Below are 13468 nucleotides of genomic sequence, written 5' to 3'. Positions count from 1 at the left end.
AGGGGCGTGCTGCTGGCCGGCGCGGGCGGGGCCGGGAAATCCGGAACCGTCGCCGCCGGCCTCCTCAACGGACTGGACAGCGTCGGCGACGACTATGTACTGGTCGACCTCTCCAACGGCGTGACTGCCCGCCCGCTGTTTTCAACACTCAAGCAGGATCCCCAGGGATTCGCTCGGCTTGGGCTGAAGCACCGGCTGCCGGCGCATGGTCCGCTCAACTGGCAAGGCAAGCATGCTTTTCACATTGATGACATCGCGCCCCGGCCGGTGCCTGAAACTCTCGACATTGTCGCGCTGCTGGTGCCACATATCGGCGGAGGCGAGGCAAGTTCGATCGTGCCGATGTCGCGCAGGGATGCCATGATCGCCTTGGCGCCGTCGGGCATAGCGCAGATGCCGGGCGAGCGGGAGAGCGGCTTTCGCTTCTTCAGCGACCTGACCCGCCTGCTGCCGTGCTATCGTCTGTCGCTGGGGACGCAGCCACAGGAGATAGCCGGCACGATTGCGGACTTTCTCACGCGGGGCGCTTCGTGAAACTGAGCGTGATAATGCCCGTCTACAACCGTGAGCGCTATGTCGTTTCGGCATTGCGCTCGCTGGTGCGGCAGCGGGACGCCGCCGATCTCGACATCATCGTCATCGACGACGGCTCGACCGACGGCTCTGCTGGGGCCGTGCGCTCGATGATGCGCGAAAACGCCTGTATCCGACTGTTCCAGCAATCCAACATGGGCGTGGCCAGGGCGCGCAACGCCGGGCTGCGGCAACTGCCGCCGGATGCGGAGTTCGTTTCGTTTCTGGATTCTGACGACATCTCGCTGGCCGGACGGTTCAAGAAGGACCTTGCACGCTTCAGAGCAGACCCCGGACTCGAGCTGACCTATTCGCTGATGACGCTGGTTGATCGGATTGACGATGAGCGGCTGAAACCGGCAGTCGACAGCCGCACGATGACGCTTCGGGGAATTTCGCTGAGCGCCGCCGTGTTCAGCAGAGGGCTTGTCGACCGGACGGGCGAGTTCGATGAGGATTTCGAGCAGGCTGAGGATACCGACTATCTGCTGCGCGTTTTCGAGGCGGGACCGAACTACGAATTGTTGGACGCGGTCGCGATCTACTACCGACGCCATGCCGGAAATGTCACCAAGGAGCATAGCGGCAGGGTCCGCAACCACTTGCGTGCAATCCACAAGTCGATGCGGCGGCGCAAGGCCGATCCGGCACGGCGAGAGGTCCAGGGAATCTTCGAATTGAAGAGTCCCACCGATTGGCGGATGCTATGATGCTCGACACAATCAAGTCGGATCAGCCAAGCCCGGAACGCTGCCGGAGACGCCCATGAAGCTGAGCGTCATCATGCCGGTCTACAATCGCGAACAATTCGTTGGCCTCGCGCTGCGCTCGCTGCTCAGGCAGCGCGAAGACATCGATCTCGACATCATCGTCATCGACGATGGGTCGACCGATGGTTCGGCAGCCGTCGTACGGTCGTTGATCGACGAGGCCCCGTGCATTCGTCTTTTCCAGCAGATCAATGGCGGGGTCACCAAAGCGCGCAATGCCGGGCTGAAGCAGTTGCTGCCGCAGACTCGTCTGGTGTCGTTTCTCGATTCGGACGACATCTCCCCGACAGGGCGCTTCAAGGCGGATCTCGCCTGCTTCGGAGAAGATCCTGGCCTGGACCTGACCTATTCGCGCATGACACTGGTCGACAAGATAGATGGCGAGACGCTGGAACCGGCCGCCGACAGCCACTCCATCACCGTGCGAGGGATCCACCTGTCCGCCGGGATCTTTGCGCGAAACCTCATCGAGCGCACCGGAGATTTCGACGAGGATTTCAAACAGGCCGAGGACACCGACTATCTGTTGCGTATCTTTGAGAGCCAGACAAAATACGTTATGCCCGATACGGTGGCCCTCTACTACAGGCGTCATCCCGGCAACATGACCAAGGAAGCCGATGTGCCCTTTCGCGAGTTCATGCGCGCCATTCACAAGTCGATGAAGCGTCGCAAGGCCGACCCCAGCTTGCGCCGGGTGGAGGGGATTTTCGACTTCAAGGATCTCGCGCAGTGGCGGTTCCTTTGATGGCAGGCTACGGCGTCGTCATTCCGGCTTTCAACGCGGCCGCCACCATAGGCGCTGCCCTGAACTCCGTTCTGGCCCAGACGGCAAAGGCGGAGGCCATCGTCGTGGTCGATGACGGTTCGACCGACGATACGGCTGCGGTGATCGAAGCGATGAACCTGCCGGTGACGGTGCTGCGACAGGACAATGCCGGACCTGGCAGCGCAACGACCCGCGGCATTGCGGCACTCTCGACGCCGCTCATCGCGACGCTCGATGCCGACGATTTGTGGCTGCCGGACAAGATCGAAAAGCAGCTGGTCCATCTCGACCGTCATCCCGGGACAACGGGCGTCTTTACGCATTGGCGGACGTTTCGCGGCGACAGCCCCGATTTGCCCGATGCGACCAGTGGAGCTGGCTGGTCGCGCACGACGATGATGATCCGCCAAGAGGTGGCGCAGAGCGTCGGTCCCATCATCGACCCACCAGGCGGTCGCGGCGAGATGATCGACTGGATCGCCCGGGTTCGTGAGGCAGGCTTTGCCCTTGCCATGCTCGACGACGTGCTTGCATTGCGCCGCATCCGTCCGGGCAGCCTTTCCTACGGCCGCGATCCGGCACGCGACCGGGGCTACCTCCAGGTCGCAAGGCTCGCCATGCAGCGGCGAGCCCAGAACAAGGCAGGTTCCAGTTGAACGCCACGCCCGTTCGCCGCATCGGCCGCCGCTTCCCGGACTATGGCTGGTCGTGGCCCACCGGCCAGCTGGACCTGTTGCTGAAGGCGGCGCTGCTCTCCGATGAGGACGCAGCCGCCGGCTGCGCCGCGCGCTGGCTGGACGAGAACGACATCGATCTCGTCTCGTTTCGAGAACATCGCCTGCTCGCCGCCATCTCCGACAGGTTCGGCAGGAAGCTGGCCGGGCATGCCGCCCATCCGCGCCTCGTCGGCCTGCAGAAGATGCTGTGGACGAAGTCGCGCATGGCGATGCGCGAGGCCGAGCCGGCGCTGAAGGCGATGGCAGACGGCGGCGCCGACATCATGCTGATAAAGGGCGCCAGCCGCATTGCCTTGAACGCGTCGGCGCAGCGTGGCCGGGTGGCGCACGACATCGACATATTGGTGCGCCCGCGCGACATGGCTGCCGTCTTCGACATCTTGCGCGATCGCGACTGGCAGATCGCCTCGGGCGTCAGCGCGCAATATCTGCGAACCCGGTTGGCGTCGCTGCGGTCGATGAACTTCTTCAAGGGCCGTTTCGGTGACATCGACCTGCACCAGCTCGGCTATGACGGGTCGCAGACGAGCGCGGAAGACGACCTGGCGATCTGGCAACGGGCGGTCCCGGCACAATTCAGCGGCGTCGCGGTCTACGTGCCGTCGCCGGCCGATCGCATGGCCCTGGCCATCGCCCATGGCGGCCTCGACGCCCATACCCACAGCGACTGGCTTGTCGACTGCGCGGTCGCCATCCATGGCGAAGACGTCGATTGGGACACGTTCCTCGACATCGTCGGCAGACGCGGCCTGGCGGTTTCAGCGGCGGTGGCGTTATCCTATCTAACGTTCGAGATCGGCATTCCGGTGCCGGAACCGACAATGGCCAGAATCTTGGAGATGGCCGACCGGGCTGGTCTGTCGCGTTGGTCGTCGGTCCTGCAAGCCAAGCCGCGCACGGATTTCGGTGGCCTGGTCTGGCTGTCGCGCGGGCTTGCCAAGCAGTTGCGCCTGAAGCGGAAGAAGGGCCGGTTGCAGCAGGTGCCGCCCGCCAAACCTTGGCGCGGCAGACCGGCCGCGCGCAAGCCGCAAGCGGCATCGGCGCCTCTGGTGTTTTCGCAGGCCATCGCCTGTCCGCAAACGACCGGCGACATGATGCTCGATATCACCGTCAGGATCGGCGTTCCGCCGGTCCGGCGCCGCATCGAGATGGAGATCAATGACGGTGGCGAGCATATTGCCCGCCTACGCGCCATGGCCATCAGCCGATCCGGCAGGGAACGCGTGCTGCATTTTCGCGGCAAGGTGACGCTCGGCGGCGCGCGAGTTGCCTTGACGCTCGAGGCGCGACCATCGCGACAGTTTCGCGAATGGAACGACGCGGCCACGGTGGCCGCCTATGGCGCCTTGCCTTTCCAGTTGCTGTCGGCGGATTTCTCACCGGTCGGCTGAAGGAAGGCCCACCCGGCAGCTATAAGGCGTCGGGAGTGATCAGCCTCAAGGATGGGAAATAGGTCTGGTAGCGGCCGACATCACGGGTCAGAAGCGGAAGCTTGGTGACGGCGGCATGTGCGCCGATGAAGAAGTCAGGCAAGACGCCGGTCCTCGATCCTCCTGATCGGCGGTATTGCGTGAATACCTTTCCAGCAAGGAAAAGGGCGGCTCTTGGCATCGGAGCCATTTCGAGACCGGCCGCATCCAGAAATGCCTCAAGATCCTCGATTCTGATGTAGCGAACGGCAAGTTCTGCATAGACCGCATCATTGATCAACAATGGCCCATCGAGGCTTGCCGCCTCGAGTTGCGCGATCGACCAGCCCGCCCAATTGGGATCGTCCGTAACAAGGTCGAGCAGAACGTTGGTGTCGACGAACGTCACGCTCCGCCACGCGTCAGCGCCATGATAGCCTCGGTCGTGAGCCCCTCGCCGGCATGGCCGCGCAGATTGGCGAAGCGGCTCGCAGGCGGCTTTCTGTCAACCAGAGCCAACACCACGCTGCCATCGGCGGCGCGCCGGAAATCGACTCTGCTGCCCGGGACGATCCCCAGGAGGTCGCGGACGGGTTTGGGAATGGTCACTTGTCCCTTTGCCGTGACGGTGGTGGCCATCTTCACTCCTTGGTAATACCATATTCCGACAAGGTATTACCTCGTCGGTCGATTTTCAAGGCTTGAAGCATCGTGTCTCGACCGAACCGCCAGAGTCCGTTCAAACTCCGTAGCGTTCGGTGCGAATGATTTCGGCTGCAACGCCGGCATCGATCAGCGCTTGGGCGGCCGCGGAAACGAAGGCGTTGGAGCCGCAGACGAAGGCGATGCCAGGCGGCTCCGGCAGCCGCGTCATGGCTTGAACCATCATCGCGACGTCTACCCGCCGCGCATAGTCGGCTGGACGGCGTGCGGCTTCGCGCGTCAGTGTCAGCATCAGGTCGAAGCCGTCCTGGCGTTCGTCGAGGGCGATCAACTCGTGACGAAAGATCACTTCGTCCCAGACCCGGACCGAAAAGACCAGGACGACGGGCACCGCTGAATTACGCGCGGCGCGGTGGCGGAGCATCGACATCAAGGGCACGACGCCCGAACCGCCGCCGACCAGAACAAGCGGTCCACTCTCATCCTCCGGCCAGACGAAATGCCCGCCAAGCGGCCCGCGCAGTTCGATTTCATCGCCCACTGCCGCGACCTCGTGGAAGAAGGGCGAGACCTCGCCATCGTCGAGTCTTTCGATCGCCAGTTCGATTGCGCCGTTCGTTTCGGGCGCGGAGGCGATGGAATAGGAGCGGCGCGCCTGATAGCCGTCCGGCGCCGTCAGCCTGACGTCGACATGCTGCCCGGCGCGATAGGCGAAGGGCCGAGACGGCTGGAAAAAGAAGCTGGTGACACGCGGCGTGCGCTTTTCGATGCGGACGATGCCGGCTGTTTGCCAGGGCGACTGCACTGCCGCCGAATCGCTCATGGATCGTCCGTGTAGCGCTGCTCGCGCCATGGGTCGCCATAGATGTGGTAGCCGCGCAATTCCCAGAAACCGGGCTCGTCTCGCGTGGTGAATTGCAGGCCGTTCAACCATTTGGCCGACTTCCAGAAATAAAGATGCGGCACCAGCAGCCTTGCCGGGCCGCCATGGTCCGGTGTGATCGGCTTGCCTTCGTAGAGCAGCGCCACCATGGCCTTGCCGGCGGTGAGATCCGCGACCGGTACGTTGGTGGTGTAACCGTCGAACGCGTGCGCCAGCGTGAAGCCGGTCGGCGGCTCCACACCCGCATCGGCAAGGATATCGTCGACCAGCACGCCCTGCCACGGCGTGTCGAACTTGGTCCATGCTGTCACGCAATGGATATCGCGTGTCATCTTGGTCATCGGCAGCGCGTTGAACTCGGTCCAGTTCCATTTCTTGATCGGGCGTGGCCCATGTTTCAGCGTGAAAGACCAATCCTCGGTACGCACGCGCGGCGTCGGACCGGCCGACAGCACCGGGAAACCCTGTTCCAGATACTGGCCTGGCGGGATGCGGGCATCGCCATCGGCTGGCGGGCGCCGTCCTGAAGAGAAACCTCGGGTGACCATAGCGGCAATCCCCATGCAATCAGGCCACTATCGGCCTGACGCAATGTTCTCGAAGATGCCGTGACGGGCAACCGAAATCTTGACGGGCGAAGACCGGCGGGATCGTCACCGATGGACCTGCCGCTCCCATGTTCACGTCAACGCCATTTCTCAGCCATTGGCAAAAGGCACCGCGATGTACATTTGAGCGTCGCCACGCTCGACCAGCAACAGCACCGATTTCCTGCCGGACTTGCCGGCCAAGGCGATCGCCTGGGTTACCTGCCTGGCGTTCTTGACCGGCACCTGATTGACGGCAACGATGATGTCGCCGGCCTGTATTCCGGAAGCGGCGGCCGCTTTGTCGGGGTTGACGCTGGCAACCACCGCGCCGTGCTGCTTGCCGGCTAGGTTCATCTGCTGGCGAATGTCGGGCGTTATATCCATCAAGCCGAGCCCTATCGCCGGAGCGCGCCCGGCGCTCGGCGCGCCGGACCCGTCGTCCAGCGACGCGGTCTTCACATCGTCGCTGTTGTGGCCGACATCGACGGAAATCCGCATCGGCTTGCCCTTGCGCCAGACATCCGCCGTTTCCCTGGCGCCCGGCGCGACATCGGCGACCGCCCGCGACAGGTCCTTGGGGTCCTTCACGTCCTGCCCGGCAAAGCTGGTGATGACGTCACCCGTCTCGATGCCGGCGTTGGCCGCCGGCGAACCATCGTTGACCTCTGAGACCAGTGCGCCGCCGGAATGGTCGAGCCCGATGGCGCTCGCGACATCCGGTGTCACCTCCTGGATCTGAACGCCGAGATAGCCGTACTGGATGGAGCCGCCCTTCATCAGCTTGGCGACCACCTTCTGGGCCTGATCCGATGGAATGGCAAAGCCGACGCCGACGCTGCCGCCATTGGGTGAATAGATTGCCGTGTTGATGCCGACGACATTGCCGGCGACATCCACCAGCGGACCGCCGGAATTGCCGTGGTTGATCGGCGCGTCGATCTGGATGAAATCGTCGAACGGGCCACTATGCAGGTCACGGCCGCGCGCTGAGACGATACCTGCCGTGACGGTGGTGCCGATGCCGAACGGATTGCCGAAGGCCAGCACCTGGTCGCCTGGCATGAGCTTGTCGGAATCGCCCCATTTGACGGTCGGCAGGGGTTTGTCCGACTTGACCTTGAGTACGGCGAGATCGTTCTTGGCATCGCGGCCGACAAGCTTGGCCGGAAGTTCGGTGCCGTCGTCGAGCGTCACCTTGATCGAAGAGGCACCATCGATGACGTGATTGTTGGTGACGACGGTGCCATCCGCGCCGACGATGAAGCCGGAACCCAGCGCCTCGGCGCGCTGCGGCTGCTGTTGTGGCGGCGTCTTCGGCGTCGGCATGCCCGGGTCACCGAAGAACTGGCGGAAATAGTCATCGAAAGGCGAGCCGCCGTCGAAAGGAGATGCATCGCTCATCGTTTCAGGCTGTGCCTTCATGACGGTGGTGACCGTCACCACCGCCGGCTTGTCGGCGGCAACGATGGGTGCGAACGAGCCATTGGGCGCGGTGATGCCGGCGACAGGTGTCTGGGTCGTCGGAATGGTGTTGCCCTCGCCTTGGGCGAAAGACATGACGAAGGGGGATATGATCAGCGCAGCGCCCAGCAAGGCCGCGACGCGATGCCTGCGAAGGATATCTGACATGGTCGTTTGTCCGGGCGAGAGTTGATCCAGCGCCGTGGCCTCTCCCGTGCGGGGAAATCGGTCATCGGCGTGTCGAGGTCGCAATTGCCCGTCTCGCCTACATGGCAGCCAACCGGATCGACGGCCTTGCATCTAGGGCGCGGATTCGCCCGATTTAGGGTTTTAGGGCGACCTTACGAAGATTTAATATCCGCACGGCGGCAGGGTCGCAAAGTCGTCGGGCCGCACCTTGCTGTCTCGCTACCTCAGCCACCGGCGGCTCGCTTGAGATAGGCCGTGGCAATCTCGCGCATGCGCTTGCCGTCGAAGCTCGGTCCGTGTCCACCATGACCGATGCGGATCGGCAGGTCGAGCAGGCGCCGCATCGTGCTGACATAGGCGGCTCGGTCGGAATCCGGCAGGTCGTCGATCAGCATGGCGTCGTAGATGGCATCGCCGCTGAAGAACAGGCCGTCGACCTCGTCGAACAGCGCGATCGAATCCGGTGAATGGCCCGGCAAATGCAGCACGCGAAATTGCCGGTCGCCAAGATCGACGACATCGCCCTCGTCCAGGGTTCGCGTCAACGGCGCGGGCGGGATCCTGTAGTCGGCCGACTTCCATCCGGGCGCCGGCAGTTTCGAGACGGCACCGTCGAGGTCATGGAACATGTAGGCGTAGGTCGCGGCCTCATCCATGGTCTCGAACCGGGCCGCGCTCATCCTTGGCCCGGCCCGCAACGGGAATTCATGCAGCGAGCCGACATGGTCGAGATGGATGTGGGTGGCAACGACCAGCAGCGGCTTGCCTTCCGCCGTCTCGATCTGCGGCGCCAGCGGACAGATGCCCATGCCGGTGTCGACGAGCAGGTCGGCATCGCGACCGCGCAGATGCCAGATATTGGCCCGAACATAGGCATGGACGAAGGGCTCGGTCAGCATCGTCGTCTTGTCGTCGACGACGCTCCTGCTGAACCAGTCGGGCATCACCTGTGAGCCGGGCATCAAGTGTGAGCCCGGCATCAGACGAAGGGCTTCCCGACCTTGTACTTTTCCGGCACCAGCCGCTTGAGATAGGCCATGCCGGCATCCGACAGCTGATTGACATCGGGCTTCATGAAATCGTCCGGCATGTGGCGTGTCTTGCCGGCGACGTTCTTGAGCGGCACTTTCTTCAGCACCGTTCTGGTGCCGTCATATTGCAACGCCACCGAGCCGCCGCCCTGTTCGGCGACGGTGACGGCGAAAGCGCCGGCATCGAACGCCTCCTGCGCGTCGACCGCGCTGATGGCGCCGATATAGCCGCGCGGCATGTAGCCGAGCGCATCGACGCGGGCCCGCTTGCCCGGCAGGCCTTCCGCCAACGCGCGCTCGAGTGCGGCCGGCAGGTCGCTGCCCGACAGCTTGACGTTGCCATGCGCGTCGCGCTCAAGCTTGTCCGGCGGCACCAGGCTTTCGACCAGCGCCTTGCCGTCGGCGGTGCTGACGCCTTCCGAAACGGCGACGATGCAGCGCTTGTGGCGATCGAGCGTGGCACGCACGTCGTCGATAAAGCCGGCGGCCGAGAATGGGCGCTCGGGCACGTAGACGAGGTGCGGGCCGCTGTCGGGGTCGAGCTGCCAGGCGGCCGCGGCCGCGGTCAGGAAGCCCGCATGCCGGCCCATGACGATGCCGACATAGATGCCGGGCAGCGCACGAAAATCGAGATCGACGGACAGGAAGGCGCCGGCGACGAACTCGGCCGCCGAAATGAAGCCCGGCGTGTGGTCGTTTTCCTCGAGATCATTGTCGATGGTTTTTGGCGCATGGACGAAGGCAATTGAGCCGCCGGCGGCATCGGTCAGGATCTGCTGGGTACCCGACGTGTCGTTGCCGCCGATATAGATGAAGGCGTCGGCGCCGGCCTTCTTCAGGCCGTTGAGGATGACATCGCAATAGGCGGCGTCGGGCTTGTCGCGGGTCGAGCCGAGGGCGGCGCTCGGCGTGCCGGCAATCAGCCGCAGCCGGTCCTCGGGGATGGCGGAAAGGTCGATATAATTGCCGTCACGGATGCCGCGCACACCATGGATGGAGCCCAGCACCTTGGCACCGGGATGCCGCTTGCGGACCTCCAGTGTCGCCCCGACAACCGTCTGGTTGATGACGGCGGTTGGGCCGCCGCCCTGCGCGATGACAAACGTTCCAGCCATGCTTGATTTCTCCCGGCGCGATGGTTTTCAAGGCACCTTGGCCTGTCTTGCCGCATCGCGCAACGGGAGTTTCGAGCGGCGCCAACACGCCGCATAAGCGTCAGACGACGACGACCGGATTTTTTTTGGAGACGCGGCTGTAGAGGTCGATGATGTCCTGGTTGATCAGGCGCACGCAGCCCGACGACATCGCCTGGCCGATGCTCCACCATTCGGGCGAGCCGTGGATGCGATAGCCGGTGTCCTTGCCGTCCTGGTAGATGTAGAGGGCACGCGCGCCGAGCGGATTGGTGAGGCCGCCGGGCTGTCCGGCTTGCCATTTCACCAGTTCAGGCTTGCGGGCAATCATCTCCGGCGGCGGCGTCCAGGTCGGCCATTCCCTGCCGTACTGGATGTTGGCGCGACCCGACCAGCGGAAGCCATCCTTGCCGATGCCGACGCCGTAGCGAATGGCGTCGCCACCCGGCTGGACGAGATAGAGCATGCGCTCCTTGAGATGGACGACGATGGTGCCGGGCGCCTCGCCTGTCGTGTCGACGACGATCTGGCGACGGAATTCCGGCTTGACCTTCAGATATGGCACTTCCGGCACGTTGAAGCCGCCGTCGGTCAGCCCGGCATACATGACGCCGGGGCTGGTGATGTTCTTGTCGACGCTGATGCTTGGCCGGATCGGCCGCACGGAACCCGTGGTGACGTCGTCGAGCTCGAGCGCCGGCAGACCCAAGCCCGAGGTCGAGCAACCGGCGGCGCTCAGCAGCGCGAGCGCCCCTGCCCCGGACAGGATGGCGCGGCGGGAAAGATGATGATCGGTTTCGATTGCGTCGCCATTTCGCGGCGGCGTCAGACCTTGCGGCAACTCACGCATATACCCAGACCCTACGCTGTCGGCGGGAAGCACGGTCCGGCCGGATAGCGGGCATTTTCATCATTCATGGTTGATAAAGCGTGAAGACGTTGCACAGCCTGCATTTGCGCATGGCCTTGACGATGTCCGACCTTCTTGCCTGGGCTTGAACGAAGGCTGCTGCACAAAAAGACCTCGGCCGGGTCATATTCCCGGCGCCGGCGTTTCCTACTCCTCGAACCATCAGCGAGGGGCCTCCATGTGCAAGATCTTAAAAACCGACATCAAGCTTTTTGCCGCTGCCATTGTCGCGGCGGCAACCGTTCTCGGTGCCAATGTCAGCCTGGCCGATATCGTGAGCACGCTGAGCGGCGCGAACTGACACCGATCTGCCGCTGGCGCAGTCAGGGAAATCGCCTCTTTACATTCTCCTGGGCCTGAGGATTTATCCTCTTCTTTAAGCTCAAGGGAGACGAGCATGTCCTTCGAAAACTGGGCCGCCTTCGCCGCCGCGTCGACGATCCTCCTCATCATTCCGGGTCCGACCATCCTTCTCGTCGTGTCCTACGCGTTGGGCCAGGGCTGGCGCACCGCTCTGCCTATGGCAATCGGCGTGGCGCTGGGCGACTTCACCGCGATGACCTTGTCGATGCTGGGCATCGGCGCGCTGCTGGCAGCTTCGGCTGGTGTCTTCACCATCCTGAAGCTGATCGGCGCCGGCTATCTGATCTATCTCGGCGTGAAACTGTTTCGCGCCGGCGGCGCGCTGAAAGCCGAACCGCGCACCGACGCGGTCTCCTCGGCCAAGATGATGGCGCACGCCTGGCTGGTCACCGCGCTCAACCCGAAAAGCATCACCTTCTTCGTCGCCTTTCTGCCGCAGTTCCTCGACCGGCACGCCGATTTCTGGACGCAGATGCTGATCTTCGAGACGACCTTCCTCGCGCTCGCCTTCGCCAATGCCTTTGGCTATGCGCTGATCGCCTCACGCGCACGCAACGTGGTGCGCAATCCCAAGGCGATCCGGATCTTCAACCGCACCGGCGGCACGCTGCTGGTCGGCGCCGGCATCGCCACGGTGGCGATGCGTTCCAGCAATTAGCTGTCTTTTTGCTCATGACCCCGAAATTGTTTTCGGGTCATGATCAACCTTACCATTTGACGCTGAACCCAAGATTGCCTTCGAGTATCCGACGCTCGTCGCCGCCGAGATTGGTGGTGTAGTCGCCGGTGGCGAAGATGCTGACCTTGTCCGTCACCTTGGCGATCACACCGCCACCGAATTCGAACGAGGTCGATCTGCCCTCGGTGGAGATATCGGTGGTGTCGAAATTGACATGGCTCGTGCCGCCGAAATCGTGCCAGATGTTGGCCTTGAGGTACGGCTGCAGCGCCATGCCATTGATCGTTGTTTCGCCTTGCAGCCGTGCGCCGAGCCGGCCGGTCACGTTGCCGTCGGTATCGAAGGAAACCGAAGCAAAGCGGTCCGATGCATCGTCGAGCGACAGTTGCTGCCAGACCAGTTGCGCCTGCGGTTCAAGCGTCCAGCCTTGCCCCAGCGCGATGGGATAGCCGCCTTCCAGCGAAGCGGTGACACCGGTCCCGCCGACGTCGATGCCGATGCCGCGCGACGATGTTGCGTCTCCGCCGAAGAAGGTGGCCATGAGGACGCCGTCCAGGTACCAGCCACCCTGACCGATCCGGGTCCAGTAGCCACCGACGCTGGTGCCGTTGATATCCATGCTGCCGACGGACAGATTGTCCCAGCCCAGCGCCTGGCCGCGCACGTCGCCATTCATGCTGGCATAGGCGACGAACAGGCCGGCGCGATCGGTCTGGCCCGACGCGGTTTCGCGGCCGAACAGATCGAAGCCCGCCTGGAGGCCGAACAGGGTGCCGTCGAAGGACGGCGATACCGTTCCTGAATATGCCATCTTGCTGTCCTGGCCGAAGATGCGGCCCCAGACCGGCGACAGCTCGGTGTTCGACAACAGGCTCTGCTCGCCGCGCCGTTCGTGGAAGGTGCCGAGCGTCGTCATCGCCAGATGTTCGGCGACCGGGGGCAAGGCGGAATAGACCGGAACCTCGATGCGATAGAGCAGGATCTCCTCGCCCGCCGCCGGTGTCGGCAGGTCAGGCACATCCGTTGGCACAACCGGCGGGGGCGGGGGCGGATCCGCAACTGGTGCCGGCGGTGGTGCCGGCGGCGGCTCGGGCTCCGGATCGGCGGCCTGCACCGGCGGTGTCGGATCGACCGGCGGGTTGTTGATGTCGCCCTCGGTCGGAGGCGGCGTCGGCGGCAGCTCGGAAGGCGGCGGCGGCGGCGGTTCGGCCGCCGGCGGCTCTGGTTCCGGCGGCGCAGTAGGTTCCAGCGCCGGCGGGGCGGCGGCCGGAGGGGCCGGCGTGTTCAGCGTCGAGCGCAGGTACCAGT

The 13468-nt window shown here is 64.0% G+C and carries 15 protein-coding genes and 1 pseudogene; 7 read left to right on the top strand and 9 right to left on the bottom strand.

All coding sequences use genetic code 11. The annotated features are described in order from the left end of the window. From EOB59_RS30440 to EOB59_RS30420, 5 genes and pseudogenes are all read left to right on the top strand, one after another. Nucleotides 1–534: pseudogene (locus EOB59_RS30440) on the top strand (serine kinase); the annotation flags it as partial. Nucleotides 535–548: 14 nt separating this feature from the next. Beyond that, the gene (locus tag EOB59_RS30435) at nucleotides 549–1283 is read left to right on the top strand and encodes a glycosyltransferase family A protein (RefSeq protein ID WP_128289948.1); all 735 of its coding nucleotides are present in this window, start codon (nucleotides 549–551) and stop codon (nucleotides 1281–1283) included. Between the two features lie 55 nt (nucleotides 1284–1338). Continuing rightward, complete coding sequence (locus EOB59_RS30430; RefSeq protein WP_128289947.1) at nucleotides 1339–2091, top strand: glycosyltransferase family A protein; 753 nt, start codon at nucleotides 1339–1341, stop codon at nucleotides 2089–2091. Continuing rightward, a complete protein-coding gene (locus EOB59_RS30425) occupies nucleotides 2091–2768 on the top strand; it encodes a glycosyltransferase family A protein (RefSeq protein ID WP_128289950.1) in 678 nt (225 codons plus the stop codon). The genes EOB59_RS30430 and EOB59_RS30425 overlap by 1 nt, the downstream gene beginning before the upstream one ends. Beyond that, the gene (locus EOB59_RS30420; RefSeq protein ID WP_128289946.1) at nucleotides 2765–4240 is read left to right on the top strand and encodes a nucleotidyltransferase family protein; all 1476 of its coding nucleotides are present in this window, start codon (nucleotides 2765–2767) and stop codon (nucleotides 4238–4240) included. The genes EOB59_RS30425 and EOB59_RS30420 overlap by 4 nt, the downstream gene beginning before the upstream one ends. A gap of 19 nt (nucleotides 4241–4259) precedes the next feature. Here EOB59_RS30420 and EOB59_RS30415 read toward each other — a convergent pair whose 3' ends face one another. From EOB59_RS30415 to EOB59_RS30380, 8 genes are all read right to left on the bottom strand, one after another. Then, nucleotides 4260–4667, bottom strand: coding sequence for a type II toxin-antitoxin system VapC family toxin (locus EOB59_RS30415; protein WP_127267349.1), 408 nt, complete (start codon nucleotides 4665–4667; stop codon nucleotides 4260–4262). After that, nucleotides 4664–4897, bottom strand: coding sequence for an AbrB/MazE/SpoVT family DNA-binding domain-containing protein (locus tag EOB59_RS30410; RefSeq protein ID WP_128289945.1), 234 nt, complete (start codon nucleotides 4895–4897; stop codon nucleotides 4664–4666). Before EOB59_RS30410 ends, EOB59_RS30415 begins: the two co-directional genes overlap by 4 nt. A gap of 100 nt (nucleotides 4898–4997) precedes the next feature. Then, nucleotides 4998–5744: an FAD-binding oxidoreductase gene (locus EOB59_RS30405; RefSeq protein ID WP_128289944.1), complete on the bottom strand. Its 747-nt coding sequence runs from the start codon at nucleotides 5742–5744 to the stop codon at nucleotides 4998–5000. Continuing rightward, the gene (locus tag EOB59_RS30400) at nucleotides 5741–6352 is read right to left on the bottom strand and encodes a sulfite oxidase-like oxidoreductase (protein WP_127320467.1); all 612 of its coding nucleotides are present in this window, start codon (nucleotides 6350–6352) and stop codon (nucleotides 5741–5743) included. The genes EOB59_RS30405 and EOB59_RS30400 overlap by 4 nt, the downstream gene beginning before the upstream one ends. A gap of 150 nt (nucleotides 6353–6502) precedes the next feature. Beyond that, nucleotides 6503–8023, bottom strand: a complete 1521-nt coding sequence (locus EOB59_RS30395; protein ID WP_128289943.1) for a DegQ family serine endoprotease — start codon at nucleotides 8021–8023, stop codon at nucleotides 6503–6505. 245 nt (nucleotides 8024–8268) lie between these two features. After that, nucleotides 8269–8988: an MBL fold metallo-hydrolase gene (locus EOB59_RS30390; RefSeq protein WP_128289949.1), complete on the bottom strand. Its 720-nt coding sequence runs from the start codon at nucleotides 8986–8988 to the stop codon at nucleotides 8269–8271. 35 nt (nucleotides 8989–9023) lie between these two features. Further along, complete coding sequence (locus tag EOB59_RS30385; protein WP_127808243.1) at nucleotides 9024–10190, bottom strand: diphosphate--fructose-6-phosphate 1-phosphotransferase; 1167 nt, start codon at nucleotides 10188–10190, stop codon at nucleotides 9024–9026. A 100-nt stretch (nucleotides 10191–10290) separates the two neighbouring features. Beyond that, nucleotides 10291–11058, bottom strand: coding sequence for a L,D-transpeptidase (locus EOB59_RS30380; protein WP_127322091.1), 768 nt, complete (start codon nucleotides 11056–11058; stop codon nucleotides 10291–10293). Between the two features lie 238 nt (nucleotides 11059–11296). On the opposite strand from EOB59_RS30380, the gene EOB59_RS37245 reads away from it, so the two are divergent. After that, complete coding sequence (locus EOB59_RS37245; RefSeq protein ID WP_127270199.1) at nucleotides 11297–11419, top strand: hypothetical protein; 123 nt, start codon at nucleotides 11297–11299, stop codon at nucleotides 11417–11419. A gap of 96 nt (nucleotides 11420–11515) precedes the next feature. Then, nucleotides 11516–12139 (top strand): LysE family translocator, encoded by a 624-nt coding sequence (locus tag EOB59_RS30370; protein WP_127270197.1) that lies wholly within the window; start codon nucleotides 11516–11518, stop codon nucleotides 12137–12139. A gap of 49 nt (nucleotides 12140–12188) precedes the next feature. Here the strand turns inward: EOB59_RS30370 and EOB59_RS30365 are convergent. Then, on the bottom strand, nucleotides 12189–13468 hold a 1280-nt coding region (locus EOB59_RS30365; protein WP_128289942.1), incomplete at its 5' end, for an autotransporter outer membrane beta-barrel domain-containing protein.

Origin of the sequence: Mesorhizobium sp. M7A.F.Ca.MR.176.00.0.0, from assembly GCF_004023165.1 — a bacterium.
Taxonomy (GTDB): domain Bacteria; phylum Pseudomonadota; class Alphaproteobacteria; order Rhizobiales; family Rhizobiaceae; genus Mesorhizobium.
The sequence above is the reverse complement of the archived record's forward strand: the minus strand, read 5'-3'. Positions and strand labels throughout refer to the sequence as shown.

Excerpts from the sequence above, each read along its gene's own strand:
- EOB59_RS30435 (WP_128289948.1), top strand. The coding sequence starts at position 549 with ATGCCCGTCTACAACCGTGAGCGCTATGTCGTTTCGGCATTGCGCTCG.
- EOB59_RS30430 (WP_128289947.1), top strand. The coding sequence starts at position 1,339 with ATGAAGCTGAGCGTCATCATGCCGGTCTACAATCGCGAACAATTCGTT.
- EOB59_RS30425 (WP_128289950.1), top strand. The coding sequence starts at position 2,091 with ATGGCAGGCTACGGCGTCGTCATTCCGGCTTTCAACGCGGCCGCCACC.
- EOB59_RS30410 (WP_128289945.1), bottom strand. The coding sequence starts at position 4,897 with ATGGCCACCACCGTCACGGCAAAGGGACAAGTGACCATTCCCAAACCC.
- EOB59_RS30405 (WP_128289944.1), bottom strand. The coding sequence starts at position 5,744 with ATGAGCGATTCGGCGGCAGTGCAGTCGCCCTGGCAAACAGCCGGCATC.
- EOB59_RS30400 (WP_127320467.1), bottom strand. The coding sequence starts at position 6,352 with ATGGTCACCCGAGGTTTCTCTTCAGGACGGCGCCCGCCAGCCGATGGC.
- EOB59_RS30395 (WP_128289943.1), bottom strand. The coding sequence starts at position 8,023 with ATGTCAGATATCCTTCGCAGGCATCGCGTCGCGGCCTTGCTGGGCGCT.
- EOB59_RS30390 (WP_128289949.1), bottom strand. The coding sequence starts at position 8,988 with ATGCCCGACTGGTTCAGCAGGAGCGTCGTCGACGACAAGACGACGATG.
- EOB59_RS30385 (WP_127808243.1), bottom strand. The coding sequence starts at position 10,190 with ATGGCTGGAACGTTTGTCATCGCGCAGGGCGGCGGCCCAACCGCCGTC.
- EOB59_RS30380 (WP_127322091.1), bottom strand. The coding sequence starts at position 11,058 with ATGCGTGAGTTGCCGCAAGGTCTGACGCCGCCGCGAAATGGCGACGCA.
- EOB59_RS37245 (WP_127270199.1), top strand. The coding sequence starts at position 11,297 with ATGTGCAAGATCTTAAAAACCGACATCAAGCTTTTTGCCGCTGCCATT.
- EOB59_RS30370 (WP_127270197.1), top strand. The coding sequence starts at position 11,516 with ATGTCCTTCGAAAACTGGGCCGCCTTCGCCGCCGCGTCGACGATCCTC.